General features: G+C 63.3%; 18 protein-coding genes. 5 read left to right on the top strand and 13 right to left on the bottom strand.

All coding sequences use genetic code 11. The annotated features are described in order from the left end of the window. Nucleotides 1–500: 500 nt before the first annotated feature. Entirely contained in the window at nucleotides 501–2,318 is a 1,818-nt protein-coding gene (locus tag VPH41_RS07560) for a DUF4153 domain-containing protein (RefSeq protein WP_328569474.1), read from the bottom strand. 102 nt (nucleotides 2,319–2,420) lie between these two features. After that, nucleotides 2,421–2,858, bottom strand: coding sequence for a hypothetical protein (locus VPH41_RS07555; RefSeq protein WP_152284522.1), 438 nt, complete (start codon nucleotides 2,856–2,858; stop codon nucleotides 2,421–2,423). Nucleotides 2,859–2,941: 83 nt separating this feature from the next. Between VPH41_RS07555 and VPH41_RS07550 the strand changes: the two genes are divergently transcribed. Then, nucleotides 2,942–3,325, top strand: coding sequence for a MerR family transcriptional regulator (locus tag VPH41_RS07550; protein WP_328569473.1), 384 nt, complete (start codon nucleotides 2,942–2,944; stop codon nucleotides 3,323–3,325). A 105-nt stretch (nucleotides 3,326–3,430) separates the two neighbouring features. On the opposite strand, the gene VPH41_RS07545 is transcribed toward VPH41_RS07550, so the two are convergent. The 3 genes from VPH41_RS07545 to VPH41_RS07535 all read right to left on the bottom strand — a co-directional run bounded on the left by VPH41_RS07545 (nucleotide 3,431) and on the right by VPH41_RS07535 (nucleotide 6,025). After that, entirely contained in the window at nucleotides 3,431–4,072 is a 642-nt protein-coding gene (locus tag VPH41_RS07545) for a choice-of-anchor C family PEP-CTERM protein (protein WP_328569472.1), read from the bottom strand. A gap of 163 nt (nucleotides 4,073–4,235) precedes the next feature. Continuing rightward, nucleotides 4,236–4,730 carry a ribonuclease E activity regulator RraA gene (gene rraA / locus VPH41_RS07540; RefSeq protein WP_152284519.1) on the bottom strand — a complete coding sequence of 165 codons (495 nt, stop codon included), beginning with the start codon at nucleotides 4,728–4,730 and terminating at the stop codon, nucleotides 4,236–4,238. A 44-nt stretch (nucleotides 4,731–4,774) separates the two neighbouring features. Further along, nucleotides 4,775–6,025: an MFS transporter gene (locus tag VPH41_RS07535; RefSeq protein WP_328569471.1), complete on the bottom strand. Its 1,251-nt coding sequence runs from the start codon at nucleotides 6,023–6,025 to the stop codon at nucleotides 4,775–4,777. Nucleotides 6,026–6,155: 130 nt separating this feature from the next. On the opposite strand from VPH41_RS07535, the gene VPH41_RS07530 reads away from it, so the two are divergent. Next, on the top strand, nucleotides 6,156–6,926 hold the full coding sequence (locus tag VPH41_RS07530; RefSeq protein ID WP_328569470.1) for an AraC family transcriptional regulator: 771 nt from the start codon (nucleotides 6,156–6,158) through the stop codon (nucleotides 6,924–6,926). Nucleotides 6,927–6,996: 70 nt separating this feature from the next. Here the strand turns inward: VPH41_RS07530 and fliD are convergent, their stop codons facing one another. The 4 genes from fliD to alr all read right to left on the bottom strand — a co-directional run bounded on the left by fliD (nucleotide 6,997) and on the right by alr (nucleotide 11,610). Next, nucleotides 6,997–8,382, bottom strand: coding sequence for a flagellar filament capping protein FliD (gene fliD / locus VPH41_RS07525; protein WP_152284517.1), 1,386 nt, complete (start codon nucleotides 8,380–8,382; stop codon nucleotides 6,997–6,999). A 228-nt stretch (nucleotides 8,383–8,610) separates the two neighbouring features. Next, a complete protein-coding gene (locus tag VPH41_RS07520) occupies nucleotides 8,611–8,931 on the bottom strand; it encodes a PilZ domain-containing protein (RefSeq protein WP_226939138.1) in 321 nt (106 codons plus the stop codon). A gap of 130 nt (nucleotides 8,932–9,061) precedes the next feature. After that, a complete protein-coding gene (gene radA, locus VPH41_RS07515; RefSeq protein WP_328569469.1) occupies nucleotides 9,062–10,438 on the bottom strand; it encodes a DNA repair protein RadA in 1,377 nt (458 codons plus the stop codon). Between the two features lie 80 nt (nucleotides 10,439–10,518). Beyond that, nucleotides 10,519–11,610 (bottom strand): alanine racemase, encoded by a 1,092-nt coding sequence (gene alr / locus VPH41_RS07510; RefSeq protein ID WP_328569468.1) that lies wholly within the window; start codon nucleotides 11,608–11,610, stop codon nucleotides 10,519–10,521. A 270-nt stretch (nucleotides 11,611–11,880) separates the two neighbouring features. Between alr and lplT the strand changes: the two genes are divergently transcribed. Beyond that, nucleotides 11,881–13,143 carry a lysophospholipid transporter LplT gene (lplT, locus tag VPH41_RS07505; RefSeq protein WP_152284514.1) on the top strand — a complete coding sequence of 421 codons (1,263 nt, stop codon included), beginning with the start codon at nucleotides 11,881–11,883 and terminating at the stop codon, nucleotides 13,141–13,143. A 144-nt stretch (nucleotides 13,144–13,287) separates the two neighbouring features. On the opposite strand, the gene VPH41_RS07500 is transcribed toward lplT, so the two are convergent. The 4 genes from VPH41_RS07500 to tsaB are packed head-to-tail and all read right to left on the bottom strand — an operon-like array spanning nucleotide 13,288 to nucleotide 16,358. Then, nucleotides 13,288–14,223 carry a DUF1853 family protein gene (locus VPH41_RS07500; RefSeq protein ID WP_328569628.1) on the bottom strand — a complete coding sequence of 312 codons (936 nt, stop codon included), beginning with the start codon at nucleotides 14,221–14,223 and terminating at the stop codon, nucleotides 13,288–13,290. Then, nucleotides 14,219–15,133 carry a uracil-DNA glycosylase gene (locus VPH41_RS07495; RefSeq protein WP_328569467.1) on the bottom strand — a complete coding sequence of 305 codons (915 nt, stop codon included), beginning with the start codon at nucleotides 15,131–15,133 and terminating at the stop codon, nucleotides 14,219–14,221. Before VPH41_RS07495 ends, VPH41_RS07500 begins: the two co-directional genes overlap by 5 nt. Further along, nucleotides 15,130–15,636: a ribosomal protein S18-alanine N-acetyltransferase gene (gene rimI / locus VPH41_RS07490; RefSeq protein WP_328569466.1), complete on the bottom strand. Its 507-nt coding sequence runs from the start codon at nucleotides 15,634–15,636 to the stop codon at nucleotides 15,130–15,132. The genes VPH41_RS07495 and rimI overlap by 4 nt, the downstream gene beginning before the upstream one ends. After that, complete coding sequence (gene tsaB / locus VPH41_RS07485) at nucleotides 15,633–16,358, bottom strand: tRNA (adenosine(37)-N6)-threonylcarbamoyltransferase complex dimerization subunit type 1 TsaB (protein WP_328569465.1); 726 nt, start codon at nucleotides 16,356–16,358, stop codon at nucleotides 15,633–15,635. The genes rimI and tsaB overlap by 4 nt, the downstream gene beginning before the upstream one ends. Nucleotides 16,359–16,633: 275 nt before the next feature. Between tsaB and dapC the strand changes: the two genes are divergently transcribed. Both dapC and dapD read left to right on the top strand, forming a co-directional pair. Continuing rightward, the gene (dapC, locus tag VPH41_RS07480; RefSeq protein ID WP_328569464.1) at nucleotides 16,634–17,863 is read left to right on the top strand and encodes a succinyldiaminopimelate transaminase; all 1,230 of its coding nucleotides are present in this window, start codon (nucleotides 16,634–16,636) and stop codon (nucleotides 17,861–17,863) included. Nucleotides 17,864–17,876: 13 nt separating this feature from the next. Next, entirely contained in the window at nucleotides 17,877–18,704 is an 828-nt protein-coding gene (gene dapD, locus VPH41_RS07475) for a 2,3,4,5-tetrahydropyridine-2,6-dicarboxylate N-succinyltransferase (protein WP_070282206.1), read from the top strand. The last annotated feature ends 46 nt before the right edge of the window (nucleotides 18,705–18,750 follow it).

The following is an 18,750-nucleotide window of genomic DNA, read 5'->3' as shown; positions in this document are numbered from 1 at the left end:
CGTGCAGTCAGCGACCGCTTCTGGCCGTTCGCGGCCCAAGCTTAACCCGAAACGATTTGTTCTTTAAACACCGTGAACTTGGTCTCTCCAGCTACCGATTCTATGGACCAAGGTTTCTCAGTGCTCACCCGTACTAGGCTTCGTCCCAGTTCATCAACCCATTCGTCTTCAATGACACAGCCGATGTGCCCGGGGTGGGGGTAATGACTCTCAGCCATTCGCTCCCCAGTTCTTATGACGGGTTCTTTTTCGACGAATTCATGTCGTACGCCATCAGCATCAGTAAGCACGCATCCTAACCATACCGGAAAGTGGTCGTCAACAACACGCTCTATCTGCACTACCAAACTAATCATTGGTCGTATCCACGTCTATAAACCCTATTTTTTTCAGTCCGCTTCTGGCCGATAACGGACAGCCGGAACAGCCCCGTATCCGAATTGATTATTTTCAGATCAGGCAAAATGTTTTGCCCGACGCGTCAAATCCGCTCCCTGCCATTACAGGGCCGGCGCCGTCTCATCCGGGCAGCTGACCTCGTCCTCCGGCGTATATAAAGTCATGGGCACGCGCTGGCCTTCGATTTCCAGTTCGCGCACCTTCGGCGGCACCAGCTGGAATTCGCCTGCCTGCAGTTTCTCGCGCAGGGGCTTGCAGCGCAGGGCATCCGTGGGGATTTGCCCGCGCGCGTACCAGTTGCCATCCTCTTTTTCCGCCAGCAGCACCGACGAGGCACGCGGATCGTTGCTGATCAGTAACACATCCTGCTTGCCGTCGCCATCGAAATCGAGCAGGTAGGCGTCGCACTGGGGCCCTGCCCGCTTCAGGCAGGCGGGCAGGCGCCAGGCGGGACCCACTTGCGTCCAGTCCTGGCGCAGGAAACTTTCCGGCAATTTCGCCGTGGCCGGACGCAGGGTCAGGTTGATCGACACGTCGCTGAGCGCGCCCGTCTCGTCGAGCCGGTTCTGGCGCTTGAGCATGGCGTCGGCGCGGGCCCGTATGACGGCCGCGTCAGGTCCCGTCGTGCGTTTGCTCAATTCCAGCAAGGCCGCCTGGCCGTAGCGGGCGCCCTGGAAGCGCAGGTATTCGAAATCGAACTTGTCCACGCCCACCTTGCCGCTGTCCAGGCGCGCCATCTGGCTGGCCACGGAAATGCGCGCCGGGTCCGCCAGCGGCGAAAACAGGGCGAACAGCACCAGCAGGGTGACGCCTGCCGTGGCCACGTTGACGTTGGCGATCAGGTGCAGCCAGTCGCCATACTTGCTGGCCGCCCAGGCATAGCCGACGGCATAGCAGGTGGCGACCAGCAGGCAGGCGGCAGCGATCAGGCGGTCGGACGTCCAGCCATGCGACATCACGCGCAAGGTCAGCGCATAGATGGCGATGCCCACCACCCACGGCAGCAGCAGGCAGGCCAGGCGCGTGCCCAGGCGGATGCCGCGCGCCACGCCATGGCCCACTTCGCCGTTCTGGAAGGCGGCATTGATCAGCACCACCAGCACGCCGGCCATGCCCAGCAGCACGGAAGCCGCATGGCGCGTGGCCCACAGGCGTTCGAAGCCGATGAATGGCAAAGTCAGCAGGAAGCCGGAGACCAGCACGGCGGCAATCGGCATCAGCCATGACAGCAGCACCAGCAGCAGGGTGCGGATGCCGCGCACGATGGACGGGCGCACGTCCGTGATATGGATGGCGAACGAAAACGCAAAGCAGATGACGGGAATCACGAACCACGCCTGGCCCAGCAGTTTTTTCAGGAAACTGAGCTTGATCAGCAGGAACAGCTGTCCGCCCAGCCACAGCACCAGCCACAGGCCCAGCACGAACAGCAGGGAAAACAGCAGCTGGATGCCCAGCTTCCAGGCGATTTCAAAATAAGTGGGATAGCGGGCGATGCGCTGGCCATCCTGGGCGCTGGCCAGCACCAGCGCGTGGGCAATATAAAAGCCCACCACGCTGAAACCGAACAGCTGTGCCGAGACCACGCGCAGCGGCGCGCCCGGCTTGTAATTACCCCAGATCACGTGTTCAGCGCCGCGCGCCACGTCATGCCAGGCCAGCACGGCCATCACGGCAGCCGCGCCCGCCATCCACAGGGCGATGCGCTTTGCCGACATATGGCCCAGGCTGGAAACGAGCAAAATGGGCAGCAGAAGGCTGATCAGCATCAACGGCCCCAGCAGATACGCTTCCGTGGCGGGCCACACCTTGTCTTGCGCCGTGCTGTACAGCCAGTACAGCAGCAAGCCTTGCAGCAGACCAGTCACCAGGCGCGTCACCGCGATGCGCGGCGCCACTACCGGATCGAGCAACGCCATGTTTTTTCCTGCGGCATCCTGCTGCATAGTCATTCCCTTAATAGTCGTTCATTGCAGTCATTGTTGCACTGCGTGCACGGCCATTATTGCATTTCGTTATCGTCATCTCAACAGCGATTCGCGCGCATGCCCTTCCAGCCCGCCCTCGCTGCGGCGCACTGGCAAGCTTTGCGCGAGGCCCCAGGCCAGCTCCGGCACGAGGAACAGCCACAGCAGGGGCTGGCCCGTCACCAGCAGCGCCCACGCCATCCAGGTGGAAAACAGGTAGCGCGCCGCCGCATCGAAACGGCCGAAACGCGGCTGCGGATCGAGCGTGCGCAACACGGACCAGACCAGCACCACGCTGCCCAGCAAGCTGCTGATGAGCAGATGAAACGGTCCGAAGACGGGCAGCGGCACGCCGCCCAGGCCCACATTGAGGGCGCTTAAGTGCTCGCGCATGAGCAAGAATGTCCACGGCGTGGTAAACGGGGCAATCATGAGCACATCATAAATGGCGCTGGCGCGCACCAGGCGGCGGAAGGCGGAAACGGACAACATGGCAACTCCTGTCGATGGAAAGCGCCCATGATCGAGGTTGGAGTACACTCCATGGTCAAGCATTTTATGAAAGAAAAATAACCATGCAGATCGGCGAGATGGCGCAGGCGACGGGCTTGAGCCGCGATACCCTGCGCTTCTATGAAAAGCGGGGCTTGCTGCGCGCGCGGCGCGGCGCGAACGGCTACCGCGACTACCCGCCCGAGGCGGCGGACTGGCTGCGCTACCTGCGCACGGCGCAGCAGCTGGGTTTTACGCTGGCGGAAATCGAGGCCGACATGCCGCTGCTGGCCAGCGCCGGCGATCCCGCCACGGCGGACCTGCTGCGCGCGGCGCTGGCGCGCAAGCTGGGTGAAATCGATGCGCGCATCGCGGGATTGACGCAGTTGCGCGGCGAACTGGCGCGGCGGCTGGAGCCGCAGGCGGCGGACTGCCCCTTGCGCGGCAATGCCGATGCAGTCAGCTAAAGACTGCCGCGGCGGCTGTGGCCCGATGCGGGCTACGCGCCCCCAGAATGACAAAAACCGCCTGTGCAACGCAGCAGGCGGTCTTGACGTGGCGTAGAGCCGGGATTACTTGGCGGCCTTGCGACGGCGCAGGAAACCCATCAGGCCCAGGCCGGCCAGCAGCATGGCGTAGGTTTCCGGTTCCGGCACGGCGGCCATCACGGACACGTTGTCGATCACGGCACCCGAGTAATTGTCGAACGGCGTGCCGGCCTTGGCGGCGCTGGCAAACGACAGGGTCGCCAGGCCGGTGGTGGCGGCCGTGAAGCTCAGGGTATTGCTGTACAAGGTGTTCGAGGCGGCAGCCGTCGAGTAGAAATCCCCGACCACGCCACCGAAATTGACGCTCACGCCCTGGCCTGCTGGGCCGCCGGAATTGCGCGCCATGTCAAAGGTCAGGCTGTACGTCTGGCCGGCAACGACATTGAAATTTTGCGACAGGAAACCCGGACCTGGCGTACCCAGCAAATCGATGCTGTAGCCGTCGATGGCGTTATATGCATTGCGGATCAGGTCGACGGAGCTGGCGCCAACGGTCCAGCCCGTGATGGCCGACGAACCGCTGTTGACGACTTTAAAGCCGCTGTCGAAGGCGTAGCCGGGAGCGACCGTTTCAAAATTGCCATTCGTGATCAGGTTGACGGGGCTGGCGCTGGCGGTGCCGGCAGCAAACAGGGCGACAACTGCTGCGATGGTGGCGATTTTCATGAGATGATTTCCTTGCCTTATTGGCATTAAAGTTACCTTAAGTGAAATCATATCTCAGCCGGGATGAAAATCAAAGAACTTTGCAAAAATATATTTAATGTGGACAATATGTAACGCTTCCCGGCGCATGCCGCTGCTGCCGCCCTCCCCTGGGAGGAACGGCTCAATCGAGTTCCTGGCGCGCCACCAGGATGCCATCCGCGTCCGCGTAGATCCAGTCGCCCGGATGCACGGCCACGCCGCTGAGCTGCACGCGCACGTCGCGCTGGCCGGCGCCCGTCTTGTTGCTCTTGCGGGGATGCGTGGCCAGCGCGCGCACGCCGATCTGGCAGACATTGATTTCGTCGCTGTCGCGGATGCAGCCATCGACGACGATACCGGCCCAGCCGTTGCTTTCGGCCAGCACGCCCAGCTGGCCGCCCACCAGCGCGCGGCGCAGGCTGCCGCCGCCATCGATCACCAGCACATGGCCCTGGCCCGGCGTTTCCAGGGTGCTGCGCACGAGCGCATTGTCTTCGAACACCTGCAAGGTGGTGGCCGGACCGCAGAAGCGTACGCGCTGGCCGAACGCGCGGTACACGGGCGGCAGCACGGCCAGGGTGCCCTCATCCAGCATGGCTGCATAGTCGTCGCACAGATCGGTGGTGGCAAAAGTCATGCTGGCTCCTGAAAGTGGGTGAATGGTGTCGGATGGCAGCGATTCTATGCCTTTTGCAGCGCCACGGCACGTGTTTTACCGCCCACGCCCACGGCCGTGGCGATCGCCAGCGCCTGGAACACGCCGATGAAGACGAACAGCAGCGCCGGATGGTCGCCATCCATCAGCGCGCCAAAGAACAGGGGCCCCACGGCCAGGCCGCTGTCGAGGCCCGAATACACGACGCCATACACGCGCCCCGTGGCATTCTTCGGCGCGGCCGCGCGTATCATCAGGTCGCGCGACGGCCCCGCCACGCCCGACGTCAGGCCGATGGCGCCCATCAGCACCACCGCGCCCCAGGCCGGCACGACGGCCATGGCCAGCAGCACGGCCAGCAAGGCGGCGACGGAAAAGGCGATCGCCACGTTGCGGTCCGGCTGCTTGCTGCGCGCGCCCACCACGCCGCCGGCCAGCATGCCCACGGCAGAGGCCAGCATGTAGGCCGTATAGGCGCTGGTGGCCAGCGCCAGGCTCATGCCGTACAGCTTGACGAGGGCCACGCTGGCAAAGCTCTGGATGCCGCCCAGGGCGATGGCGGTAATGAAGAAGAAGGCAAAGCACATCCACACGGCCGGCAGGCGCAGGAAGTCCAGCGTGCCTTCGCCGCCGGCCGGCTGGCCAGGCGCCGCCTTTTTCACGGGTTCCGGGCGGATGGCGTGGCGGTTCAGGAACAGGATCAGCAGCACGCCGAACGGCAGCACGGCCGCGCACTGCAGGGCCACCCGCCAGTCGTAGTGCGTGGCAACATACGTCATGAACAGGGGCGCCAGGGCCCAGCCGATATTGCCGCTGATGCCATGCACGGAAAAGCCGTAGGCCACGCGGGGCGCCGAGACGCGCTGGTTGAGTATCGTGTAGTCGGCCGGATGGAACACGCTGTTGCCCATGCCAGCCAGCATGGCGCCCAGCATCAGCGCCGCATAGCTGTGGGCGGTGGACAGGGCCAGCGCCGACACGCCCAGCAAGAAAATACCGGAAAACAGCACGGCGCGGGCGCCGAAGCGGTCGACGACAAAACCGGCCAGCGCCTGCCCCACACCCGAGATGATGAAAAACACCGTCATCAGCAAACCCAGTTCCGCATACGACAGGCCGAATGCGGGTTTCAGCCAGACGAACAGGGCCGCGAGGATCAGATGGTAGAAGTGCGAGACCCCATGCGCCAGGCCCACCAGGGCGATGACGCGCGCATCGCTGCGCAGCGATGGTGGCACAGGCGGGGGCAACTGCGTTGCCGGCTTAGTTGTTATCATGTCATACCCTGTCTTATACTGGTGAAGCTCAAGTGTATGCAAAATACCATCGTCTGTTTTCCAACAGAACGACATAATTTATCGAATTAAGGCCAAGCTGATGGGTGTACCTATCCTCCACCATACCCGTATGTGTCCGCCACGGGAAGCGCCCAGCGCGACGATCCCCGTGACGATGATCGCGCGCGACCTGCAACCCGATGAATTTTTATTGCCGCACAGCCATCCCTGGGGCCAGGTCACGATGGCGCTCGAAGGCGTGCTGCGCATCACGGCCAACAACAGCAGCTGGGTGCTGCCGCCCATGCGCGCCATCTGGATCGCGCCCAACGTCGAGCATGCCGTTACGATACTGGAAAAAACCCGTTTACGCCCCCTGTGCATCCATGCCGCGCGCGCGCCATTCGCGGGCCGCGACTGCAAGGTGCTGGAAGTGTCGAATTTGCTGCGCCAGCTGATCATGGCGCTGGAACTGCTGGACCCGGGACAGGAACCGGCGCGCGAGGCGCTGCTGGCCGAACTGATCCTCGATGAATTGAAACGCTCGGCCACGCGCCCCATCCGCGTTCCCCTGCCGGGCGACAAGCGCCTGAAGACCCTGTGCGACAGCCTGATCGAGAAACCGGGCAGCAACCAGACCCTGGAACACTGGGCGCAGCAGGTCGGCGCCTCGGAGCGTACCCTGGCGCGGCTGTTCGAACGGGAATTGGGCATGAGTTTTGGCCAGTGGCGCCAGCAGGTGCGCCTGGCGCACGCGGCGCCCCTGATCGCGCGCGGCGTGCCGCTGTCGCAGGTGGCCGAAGAACTGGGCTACGCCAGCCAGTCGGCCTTTTCCGCCATGTTCAAGAAAACCTTCGGCAGCTCGCCCTCGGCGTTTTTTGCGCAGGGCGGGCGCCCCTGAGCGCGCACCGGCCGGCGTTCAGAACGAGGCGCCGCGCCGCAGGCCATACGCCAGCGCGGATCAAGCCGAATCAAGCCATGAAGTCAAATAAAGAGTTCTTGCCCGTGTAGCCCGGCAAGGCCGAATTCGTTCCCATCTGTTCCTGGGCCGAATACGCTTTCACCAGCGCCTGCGCCTGGGCCGTCAGCGCCTTGGCCAGCACGGCTTTCTTGTTGGTGAGCGTCGTGATGTCCTTGCCCACCGTCTGCACTTCCTTGCGGATGATGCTCGTCTCGCCCGTCAGCTCGCCGATCTTGCTGGCGAACTGGTCCGCCACACCCTTGCCGTTATTCGTGAACATCTTGCTGACGGCGTCAGGATCGGCCGCGATGGCGGCCTTGAGCTTTTTATCGTCGAGCACCAGCTCGCCGCTCTTGCCCAAGGTCACGCCGGCGCTGCTCAAGACGGAGGAAGGCACGCCCGTGCTGGCCGTGCGCAGCACCTGCTCCATCTGCGAACGCACCTGGCCCAGGGCCGTGTCGGACTTCAAGTCGCCCTGCTGCAGGCTTTGCAGCTTGCTGTTCAGTTCATTGTAGGCCGTGACGAAGCTGGCCACGTTGCTGGCGATCTGGCTGCTGTCCTTGGCGATGACGAGGTCCGTCGTGCCTTTTTTCTTCAATTCGATGGTGGCGCCCTCGACGGCCGTCGTCAGGGTATTCGTGGCGCTCTTGATTTCCTTGCCGTCGACGGTCAGCAGCGCATCCTGCGCGGCAGCCGTCTGCTGCATGCCCTTGCCCGCACCGGGCGCATAGCTGAGCAGATTGCTGACGGCCGCGTCGCCGGACACGCTGATGCGCATGCTGCTGTCGGCGCCGCTCTTGCCGTTCAGGGCCAGCGAGTAGCCATCGGGGCCCTTGACCACGCTGGCGTCGACGCCCTGCTGCTTGAGCGCGGCGGCAATGCCGTCAAGGCTATTGTTGCTGCTGTCGATGGTCACCGCGATGATCTTGCCGCTGCCGGCAGTAAATTGCTTGCCATCGGCCGTACCCACTTCGATCCTGACCAGCGCCGGCGCGCCCGTGCCGATCGCCGCGCTCGAGGACTTCTGCGCTCCGCTGAGCAGGGTCTGTCCCTGCGCCAGCTGCTTGACGTTCAATTCATGGCTGCCGCTGACAGCCTTGTCGGTGGTGGTGGCGCTCAGCACATCCTTGGTGCTGGACGTGGCCGACGTGGCCAGGCCGCTGCCGGCCATGTTCTTGGCCACGGTCTGGAATTTTGCCAGCGCCGATTGCAGCTGGCCCAGGCCCGAGAATTTGGCCTGGTCGCGCGCCAGGCTGGCGTTGAGCTTGACGACGCCCGTGTTCTGCGACTGCATCTGGCGCTCCACCTTCGCATACACATCGGCCGAGATATTGCCCTGCGTCGTCTGCTGCGTGTTGTTGGTGTAGGCCCTGCTGTTGATGGTCGAATTAAACATGGTAGGCATTCCCGTCGGATGTAAGGTCATGGCACACGGTTCAGGTCCTGACCGCGCTGCGCTGGAAACGGACGCCAGCGCGCGTGGCGCGGCAAGGTCCCTCTTCTGGTTGATAATTATGCAGTATTACTGGAATATCAAAACAGCGAACAGAACAGGTTTTTCCTGACTGCAAACCCATATGCACCATTTTAGCGCATTTGACTTGCCGCTAATCCCGGACCCGCCTCAGCGCATGAACTTTGAAATGGCGCTGCTGACGGCCATGTCCAGCTGCTGGAAAGTGAGTCCCACCTTGAAACCGGCACTGCTGAAAATGCAGTGCGAGACGGACACGCGCGCCTCGATGATGTGCGCCGAGCCATCATAAAACAACTCGAACAGCACCTTGCCCTTTTTGCCTGTCGGCACCGGTTCCGCGATGACGGCCGACATGCCGCCCGGCCCCACATCGAGGGTGCGCGCCGCCACGGGGCCCGCGCCATCGATTACCAACATTGCCTTGGCACGCAATATCTTGCGTGCGCCCTGCCTTTGCTCAACTGACACTGTATTCCGCTTCTCTATCAATTCATTGTCGATGCGGATTCACGCTGGAATCCATCGGACAAATATTATAGTTCTAAACGGAAATTCTGTTTGACTTGTCTCAAGCTTGGCATTTAAACCATACCGACTTTTACTCGTGATCGCGCAGCTTGTTGAACGCTTCGTCGATACGCTCGACGCCGATCACCTTGAGGCCCTCGATGACTTGCTTGGGCAGGTTGGACTTGGGCACGACGGCCAGGGTAAAGCCCAGCTTGGCCGCTTCGCGCAAGCGCTCCTGGCCCCGTGGCGCGGGGCGGATTTCGCCGGCCAGCCCCACTTCGCCAAACACGACCAGCCCTCGCGGCAGCGGCTTGTTGCGCATCGATGAGTTAATCGCCAGCAACACGGCCAGGTCGGCCGCCGGCTCCGTGATCTTCACGCCGCCCACGGCGTTGATGAACACATCCTGGTCGAACGCAGCGATGCCCGCGTGGCGGTGCGCCACGGCCAGCAGCATGGCCAGGCGGTTCTGTTCCAGGCCGACGGACAGCCGGCGCGCATTGGGCAGGTGACTGGTGTCGACCAGGGCCTGGATTTCCACCAGCAGCGGACGCGTGCCTTCCTGCGTCACCATCACGCAGGAACCGGGCACCTGATTGTCGTGCTGCGACAAAAACAGGGCGGACGGGTTCGACACCCCTTTCAAGCCCTTTTCCGTCATGGCGAACACGCCCAGCTCATTGACGGCGCCGAAACGGTTCTTGATGGCGCGCACGAGGCGGAAGCTGGAATGGGCGTCGCCCTCGAAGTACAGCACCGTATCGACGATGTGCTCGAGCACGCGGGGACCGGCCAGCGCGCCCTCCTTCGTCACGTGGCCCACCAGGATGATGGTCACGCCCGTCTGCTTGGCCGCCCGCGTGAGCTGGGCCGCGCATTCGCGCACCTGCGCCACGGAACCGGGCGCCGAGCTGAGCGCGTCCGAATACACGGTCTGGATCGAGTCGATCACCACCACTTCCGGCTTCAAATCGGCCAGGGTGGCGAGGATCTTTTCCAGTTGGATCTCTGCCTGCAGTTTCAGTTCCTTGGCATCGATGACGAGGCGCTTGGCGCGCAGGGCGATCTGCGCACCCGATTCCTCGCCGCTCACATACAGCACGCGCTTGTGGTGCGACATATTGGCCAGCGCCTGCAGCAGCAGGGTTGACTTGCCGATGCCGGGGTCGCCGCCGATCAGCACCACGCCGCCCGCCACCATGCCGCCGCCCAGCACGCGGTCGAATTCCTCGATGCCCGTGCCGAAGCGGGGCACGTCTATGGCGTCGATATCGTCGAGCGACAGCACGGGCGCCGTTTGCGCCAGCGACATGTGCTGCGGGTTCGAATAGCGGTTGTTGCCGCCCGTCTCGGGCAGGCTTTCCACCATGGTGTTCCACTGGTTGCACGAGGTGCATTGCCCCATCCATTTATTGCTGACGGCGCCGCAATCGCTGCAGGTGTAGACGGTCTTGACTTTGGCCATGGTGTACTTTGCTCGGGTAAAGTGAAACAGCTGGTTATATATACAGTAGATTCACAGTATATACAAATCGCCGTCTGCGGTCACGCCTCGTTCACGGGCACGCGGGGCGCCAGTGCGCACATCAGCTCGTAGCCGATGGTGCCGGCGGCCAAGGCCACCTCGTCGATCGGCATGCCCTGCCCCCATAAAGTCACGCTGCTGCCGACCCGCGCGCCGGGCACGTGCGTCAAGTCCACCATCAGCATGTCCATCGAGACCCTGCCAATGAGGCCCGTGCGCACGCCGTCGACCAGCACGGGCGTGCCTTCGGGCGCATGGCGCGGGTAGCCGTCCGCGTAGCCGCAGGCCACCACGCCCACCTTGATATTGCCGGCCGCTTCGTAGCGGCTGCCGTAGCCCACCACGTCGCCGGCAGCAATGTCCTGGATGCCGATGATGCTGCTGCGCAAGGTCATGGTGGGCAGCAAGCCGAACGCCTGCGCAGACGTGCCGCCGGGAGCGCCGCTGGGCGTGCCGCCGTACAGCATGATGCCGGGACGCACCCAGTCGCTGTCGAGCTGGTGCAGCAGCAGGCCGGCCGAATTGCACAGGCTGCGCGGCAAGGGCACACCGATGCTGGCTGCGCCCGCCTCAAAGCGCAGCATCTGCTGGGCCAGGGGCAGCCGCGTGGGCGCCGCCTCGTCCGCATTGGCGAAATGCGTCATCAGGGTGATCGTGCCGATATGGGGCATGGCGCGCAGGCGCGCATACGCACCCGCCACGGCGTCCGGCGTAAAGCCCAGACGATTCATGCCCGTATTCATTTTCAGGTGCACGTCGATGGGGTGCGGCAGGCGTGCCGCCGCCAGCAAGGCAATCTGTTCCTCGCAATGCACGCTGCCGTTCAAGCCATATTGCGCCATGACGGGCAGATCGCTGGCGTCAAAAAACCCTTCCAGCAGCAAGATGGGCTTGGTCCAGCCCAGTTCGCGCAAGCGCACGGCATAGTCGACCTCGACCAGCGCCAGGCCATCGGCATCGGCAAAGCCCCGCATGGCCCGTTCCAGGCCATGGCCATAGGCATTTGCCTTGACGACGGCCCACACCTTGGCGCCGCGGGCGCAGGCACGGGCGCGCGCCAGATTGTGTTGCATGGCATCGAGATGGATGGTGGCGATGAGGGGCCTGGGCATATGCGTGGTTCACGGCGGGTGGGAAAGCCGTATTTTACCGGATGGGCCGGATGCGGGCGGCGAGCTGCGGGCGACAAGCCTGGAATGCGATGGGCGCGATGGTCGCCCACGACAGCATGTATAAAATGCTCACATGTATGTGTATTTTTCTACGGCAGAAAAATTAAGCTTCGCTTAGGCAAGACTATGCAAAGCGGCCCCGTCCAAACTTGGGGTTTGCCGTTTTTTCGTGGTATAAAGCAAGCCAGATATGATTTCAGGCATTCCAGAATGAATCGTGGTTTTTATACCATCATGGCGGCGCAGTTCTTTTCCTCGCTGGCCGATAACGCCCTCTTTTTTGTCGCCGTCGATTTATTGGTGTCCATGAAATCCCCGGCGTGGATCACGCCGCTGCTCAAACTATCGTTCGTGCTGTTTTACGTGTTGTTGGCCGCTTTTGTCGGCGCCTTCGCGGATGCATTGCCCAAAGGCAAGGTCATGTTCATCGCCAACATGGTCAAGATCTTCGGCTGCGCCCTCGTCTTCTTCCACGTGCATCCGCTGCTGGCCTACGCCGTCGTGGGTTTTGGCGCGGCCGTGTACTCGCCCGCCAAGTACGGCATCCTGACGGAACTGTTGCCGCCGGAAAAGCTGGTGGCGGCGAATGGCTGGATCGAAGGCTTGACCGTCACTTCCATCATCCTGGGCACCGTCATGGGCGGCGCGCTCGTCAGCGGCCACGTGTCCGACATGCTGCTGTCCATCGACATTCCGCTGATCGACACGGGCATCACCAACAAGACGGAAGCGGCCTTGTGCGTGGTAGTCGGCATCTACGCGCTGGCGACCCTGGCCAACCTGAAGATTCCCGACACGGGCTGCGTGTATCCGCACCAGGAACGCAATCCTATCAAACTGATCACCGATTTTGCCAATTGCTATTCCATCCTGTGGAAAGACAAGCTGGGCCAGATCACCCTGGCCGTGACGACCCTGTTCTGGGGCGCCGGCGCCACCTTGCAGCTGATCGTGCTGGAATGGGCCAAGCAATCCTTGAACATGCCATTCGACAAGGCCACCAGCCTGGTGGGCGTGGTGGCCATCGGCGTGGCTGCCGGCGCCGTGCTGTCGGCCCGCTTCATTCCGCTGCGCAAGTCGCTGACCGTCATTCCGTTGGGCATCGCCATGGGCGTGATCGTCATGATGATGACGCAAGTGCATTCCGTGTGGATCGCCTACCCGCTGCTGATACTGATCGGCGCCCTGTCCGGCTTTTTCGTTGTGCCAATGAATGCCCTGTTGCAACACCGCGGCCACGTGCTGATGAGCGCTGGCCACTCCATCGCCGTGCAGAACTTCAATGAAAACCTGTCTATCCTCACCATGCTGGCCGTGTATTCGATCATGATCCGCCTGCACCTGCCGCTGAACATCATCATCACCCTGTTCGGCCTGTTCGTGGCCGGCACCATGTACATGATCATGCGCAAACACAAGTTGAACCAGGCCGAGCACGATAATCTGTCCTTGATCGGCGAGCAAAAACATTAAACCCAGCAAGGGCTGGGGTCAGACCCTCAGGGTCTGACCCCGGATTTCGTTTTGGGTTGAGCGTTTTACATCCGATAACCTGTCCTTGATTCGCGCGCAGCAGCATGAATTTCGAGGGCTGACCTGGCGGGTCAGCCCCCGGCATTACGCAGGTAGCGCGCCCGTTATTCGCCGCGCGGCAGCCTGCTCCGTCCAGTCATGGGGCACGACGAACCCTCTCTCGCGTTCCACTTCCCAGCCTTCGACAGTATCCACTGTAGCCACCATCACGGGTTGCGCCAGATCAAACAACTGCGCGCGCAAGGCATCCGCGTCCAGCACCTCCACGTCGCGCCCCTTGAATGGCGCCAGCCATTGCAGGCGCGGCAGCACGACATAGCGCTGCGCCGGCAGTTGGGCCGGCGTGCACCAGAAGCCGTGTCCGTGTTCATGGGAAATACCGTCCAGGGCAGGCGTGGCGCCCGCCGCATAGAACAGCCAGCCCTTGACCAGCGCCTGCGCCGCGCGCACGGGCTGCGCCAGCAAGCCTTGCGCGGCCGGATGGCGGGACAAGGCCAGTTGCTTGTCCAGGATCTTGCGCATCTTCAAGCCCAGGGTGTCGGCCAGGTTGGGGCCGATCAAGTGATTGAAGACGCCGGGATCGGGCGCGCCTTCGAGCAGGTAGAACTTGGTGGCAAATTCCCAGTGCAACAGGGAATCTCCATCACGCAGCAGGAAATCGAACTCGCCTACCGTATCGTTGCGGTTCACCTGCACTTGCATGCCATGCGCTTGCAGCAATCCATGCTGCGCAAAATAAAAGGCCAGCAGCTTTTCAGCATACAGGCCCAGGCGGGAATAGAATTTCGGTCCCAGCGCCGCATCGAGCGGCGACGGGTCCTCTTGCAGCGCCCCCAGCCAGGCGGCCACAACCGGCGCGACGGGCGCGAGGCTGGCGATGCGCCCGCCCCAGTGGGGGCTGGCCGGGTCCAGCAAGTCGGGCGAATCGAGCAGCCAGGCCAGCGCACGCACGCCGGGGTGCGTCAGGTGGCCCCAGCGGCGCTCGAAGCGGGCCTGGAAAGCGCCGGCGGCCCCGTCAATCACCGTGCGTGCTTTTCGCCAGGCACAGGTCGGCCCAGGCGCGCGCCTTCGCCTTGCCTGTCTCGTCCTGCAGCAACATTTCCGGGTGGAAAGTGGCAACGACAGAGGCATGGCCCAGCTGGCGCACGGTGCCGCGCACGGGTTTCTCGCCGGGAGTGATGCCGGCGGCGGCCATCGAACCGAGGGTGACGATGGTGCGCGGCTGCAGCAGGGCCAGTTCGCGCTCGAAATACGGACGGCAGGCGGCCGACTCGGCTTCTGTCGGCAAGCGCTCCTGCCCCGCCTCGTCGAGCGGACGGCATTTCAGTAGGTGGGTGACATACACATCGCGGCTGGCATCGACCTCGATGGCTTTCAGCATGTTGTCGAGCAATTTGCCCTGTTCGCCCGGCAAGGCGCGCCCTTCCCGTTCTTCCGCGCGCGACGGGCTGCTGGCCAGCATCAGCCAATCGCCCTGGCGGTCGCCACGACCCATGACGACGCCCTTGCCCGTCTTGCACAAGTCGCAGCGCGCGCACTTGGCGACGGCCGCCGTCAAGCCATCCCAGTCGAGGGCGGCGATATCCGTATCGCTCAGCTGCTTCACGGGCGGCGGTGGCGGCGCATCGTCGAACCAGGCCGTGTCGTCAGGCGCCGCCGCGGCGGGCGCTGGTGTGGCGGCGGGGACCGGCGTGGCGGCGACGGGCGCAGCAACAACGGCGGCGGGCGCCTCGGCCTGCACTTCGGCAACCACCTCGGCTACCACCTCAGTTACTATTTCAAGCGCTTCGGCCACAGGCTGCGCCGCGGCAGCTTGCACGTCCACGGGAGCCGCGACGACAGTGTCAGCGGCCTCGGGCGCGGCGCCGTGGCGCAAGCGCCACAATGGTCCCACGCCCATTTCATCGAGAAATACGGCGCTGCGGCTCATAAGGTATAACGCATCACGATGGCGTCCTCACGTTGCGAATTGCTGGCCGGATAATATCCCTTGCGCCGGCCTATCTGTTCAAATCCATAGCGCTGGTAAATATCGAGCGCGCGCACGTTCGACGGGCGCACTTCCAGCAACATCGATTCCATGCCCAGCTGACGCGCGCAGGCGCAGGACTGGTTCAGCAGGAAACGGCCCAGGCCCTGTCCCTGCATGGCGCCCTCGACGGCCACGTTCAGCAAGTGCGCCTCGTCGACGACCAGCATCAGCAAAAAGTAGCCGAGCAAGGTGCCGTCCACGTCGCGCAGCACCCAGGCCGGATAACCGCTCTTGAGGGAATCGACGAAGTTGCCATACGTCCAGGGATGCGGATACACGCGCTGCTCCAGCGCCAGCACCTCAGACAGGTCCGTCTCCAGCATCGGCTGATAGTCGAGGCGCAGCAAGTCCCATGCCGCACTGCCGGCCTGCGTCACTGCGTCCTGGCCCGCCACACTCATTGTGCCGACTCCGCAGCGGCCTTGGCCTGTTGCATGTCGAGCCGTTCCGCGCTCGTGTAGGCGATCTTGTTGCGCAAATACAAAGGCTGCGCATCGGCCGCCTTGACGAAATGGCCAGCCGCAAAAGCGATGCGCGCCAGCTGGCCCACCTGCACGGCGTGCGGCATGATGGCGGCGTCGGCAGTCGAGGCACACGGCAGCGGGGCCAGGGCGTCCGCATAGGCGCCAAAACCATTGCCGCAACCGACGACGTCGCCTTGCGGCAGCACGCCGGCCGGCGCGCTCAGGGCCGGCGGCACGATGGCCTGCAAGCCATCCTGGTAATCGTATTGCGCCCAATACACTTCGCCCATGCGGGCGTCGAGCACGGTCACGATGCGCTGCGCGCCATGCTGCTGGTGGCATGCCAGCGCCATGGCGTCGAGCGTGACGACGGGCACGACGGGCAGGCTGGCGCCGTAGGCCAGGCCCTGGGCGATGCCGCAAGCCGTGCGCACGCCCGTAAACGAGCCGGGGCCGGAGCCGTAGGCGATGGCGTCCACGTCCGCCAGGGTCACGCCCGCTTCAGCCAGCAATTCCTGCACCATCGGCAAGATGGATTGGGAATGGGTGCGCACGCCCGACGAGGCGCGGGACAGGACGACATCGCCGCGCAGCAAGGCGCAGGAGGCGAGTTCGGACGAGGTTTCAATAGCAAGTAAGGTGGGAAGTAAGGTAGACATAGCGTATTTTACCTTGCCGCGCCATGGCGCGGCACTCCCCGCTGCGGCATGCCCGGACAAGCCGGGCAGCCATCCGGCTGACCCCGCTTGCACAGCGGGCCCGCGAGGACGGCTATAATGAAAGACGCAGCTGATTATTTGACCGGCATCAAGCCTGCCGCGCCAAGCAACCGCTCAGCCATTTTCAGCCCTTATTTTCAGCCATTACCAAGTCATTACCAAGTTCAGTCATTGCTAAGCCACATCGTCTTTCCACTCTTGCCCTGGTCCGCTCCGTGAATCCACTTCTTGCTAAACTGCAACCATATCCATTTGAAAAGCTGCGCCAGCTGTTTGCCGGCGTGACGGTCAACCCCGACTATGCGCCCATCAGCCTGGGCATGGGCGAACCCAAGCACCCGACGCCAGCCTTCATCGAGCAGGCATTGGTCGACAATATTCACGGCCTGGCCAGCTATCCGACCACCATCGGCTCGGAAGCCTTGCGCGGTGCCATCGCCGGCTGGCTCGAGCGCCGTTATGGCATCCCCAAGCTCAATCCTGCCACGCAAATCCTGCCCGTGAACGGTTCGCGCGAAGCGCTGTTTGCGCTGGCGCAAACGGTGATCGATCCGGCGGCCGGCTCGCTCGTGATCAGCCCGAACCCGTTTTACCAGATCTATGAAGGCGCCGCCTACCTGGCCGGCGCCGAACCGTATTTCGTCAATTCCGACCCGGCGCGCAATTTCGGCTGCGACTACGACAGCGTACCGGCCAGCGTGTGGGAAAAGGTCAAGTTGCTGTTTTTGTGCTCGCCAGGCAACCCGACGGGCGCCGTGCTTACCCTGACGGACTGGGAACATTTGTTCGCCCTGTCCGAGCGCTACGATTTCGTCATCGCCGCCGACGAGTGCTATTCCGAGATCTACCACGGCGACACGCCGCCGCTGGGCGCGCTGCAGGCGGCGCACATGCTGGGCCTGTCCACCATCGAGCGCCCGTATGCGCGCCTGGTGGTGTTTTCCAGCCTGTCGAAGCGTTCGAACGTGCCGGGCATGCGCTCGGGCTTTGTCGCCGGCGACGCGGAAGTGCTGAAAAAATTCCTGCTCTACCGAACCTACCACGGCGGCGCCATGAGCCCTGCCGTGCAGGCGGCCTCCGTCGCGGCCTGGAACGACGAAACCCATGTCGAGGAAAATCGCGCCAAGTACCGCGCCAAGTTCGACGCCATCACGCCGCTGCTGCAATCGGTGATGGACGTGCAATTGCCGGACGCCGGCTTCTACCTGTGGGCCGACGTCAGCCGCACGGGCCTGTCCGACACCGAATTCGCGCAACGCCTGTACGCCGAATATAATGTCACGGTATTGCCTGGCAGCTACCTGGCGCGCGACGCGCACGGCATCAACCCGGGCCGCAACCGCATCCGCATGGCCCTGGTGGCCGAAACGGCCGAAGGGCTGGAAGCGGCCTTACGCATAGTAAAATTCTGCCAGCAGCTTTCCGCATCCGCCTCAATCAACTAAACAAGACATCATCATGAGCCAACAACTGCAAAACATCATCGACCAGGCCTGGGAAAACCGCGCCGAGATCAATCCGGGCAACGGCACGGCCGAACTGCGCGACGCCGTCTCCCACGTCATCAATGGCCTGGACAACGGCAGCATCCGCGTGGCCGAAAAAACCTCGGGCGACTGGGTTGTCAACCAGTGGGTCAAGAAAGCCGTGCTGCTGTCGTTCCGCCTGGAAGACAACGTCGTCCTGCCATCGGATGGCACGATGCAGTTCTACGACAAGGTGCCGACCAAGTTCGCCAACTACACGAAGGAAGACTTCGCCAAGGGCGGCTTCCGCGTGGTGCCGCCAGCCGTCGCCCGCCGCGGCAGCTTCATCGCCAAGAACGTCGTGCTGATGCCGTCCTACGTCAACATCGGCGCCTACGTCGATGAAGGCGCCATGGTCGACACCTGGGCCACCGTCGGCTCCTGCGCACAGATCGGCAAGAACGTCCACCTGTCCGGCGGCGTCGGCATCGGCGGCGTGCTGGAACCCATGCAAGCGAACCCGACCATTATCGAAGACAACTGCTTCATCGGCGCCCGTTCGGAAATCGTCGAAGGCGTGATCGTCGAAGAAAACTCCGTCATCTCGATGGGCGTGTACATCGGCCAGTCGACCAAGATCTACGACCGCGCCACGGGCGAAGTGACCTACGGCCGCGTGCCAGCAGGCTCCGTCGTGGTCTCGGGCAACCTGCCTTCGGAAGACGGCAAGTACTCGCTGTACTGCGCCGTGATCGTCAAGCGCGTGGATGCGAAGACCCGCGCCAAGACCGGCATCAACGAGTTGCTGCGCGGTATCTGATTACTGCGCCGCAAGGCGCACGCAACACGCTGAATGTCCCGCCCCG

This window comes from Janthinobacterium sp. P210006 (assembly GCF_036231885.1).
GTDB lineage: Bacteria > Pseudomonadota > Gammaproteobacteria > Burkholderiales > Burkholderiaceae_D > Janthinobacterium > Janthinobacterium violaceinigrum.
The sequence above is the reverse complement of the archived record's forward strand: the minus strand, read 5'-3'. Positions and strand labels throughout refer to the sequence as shown.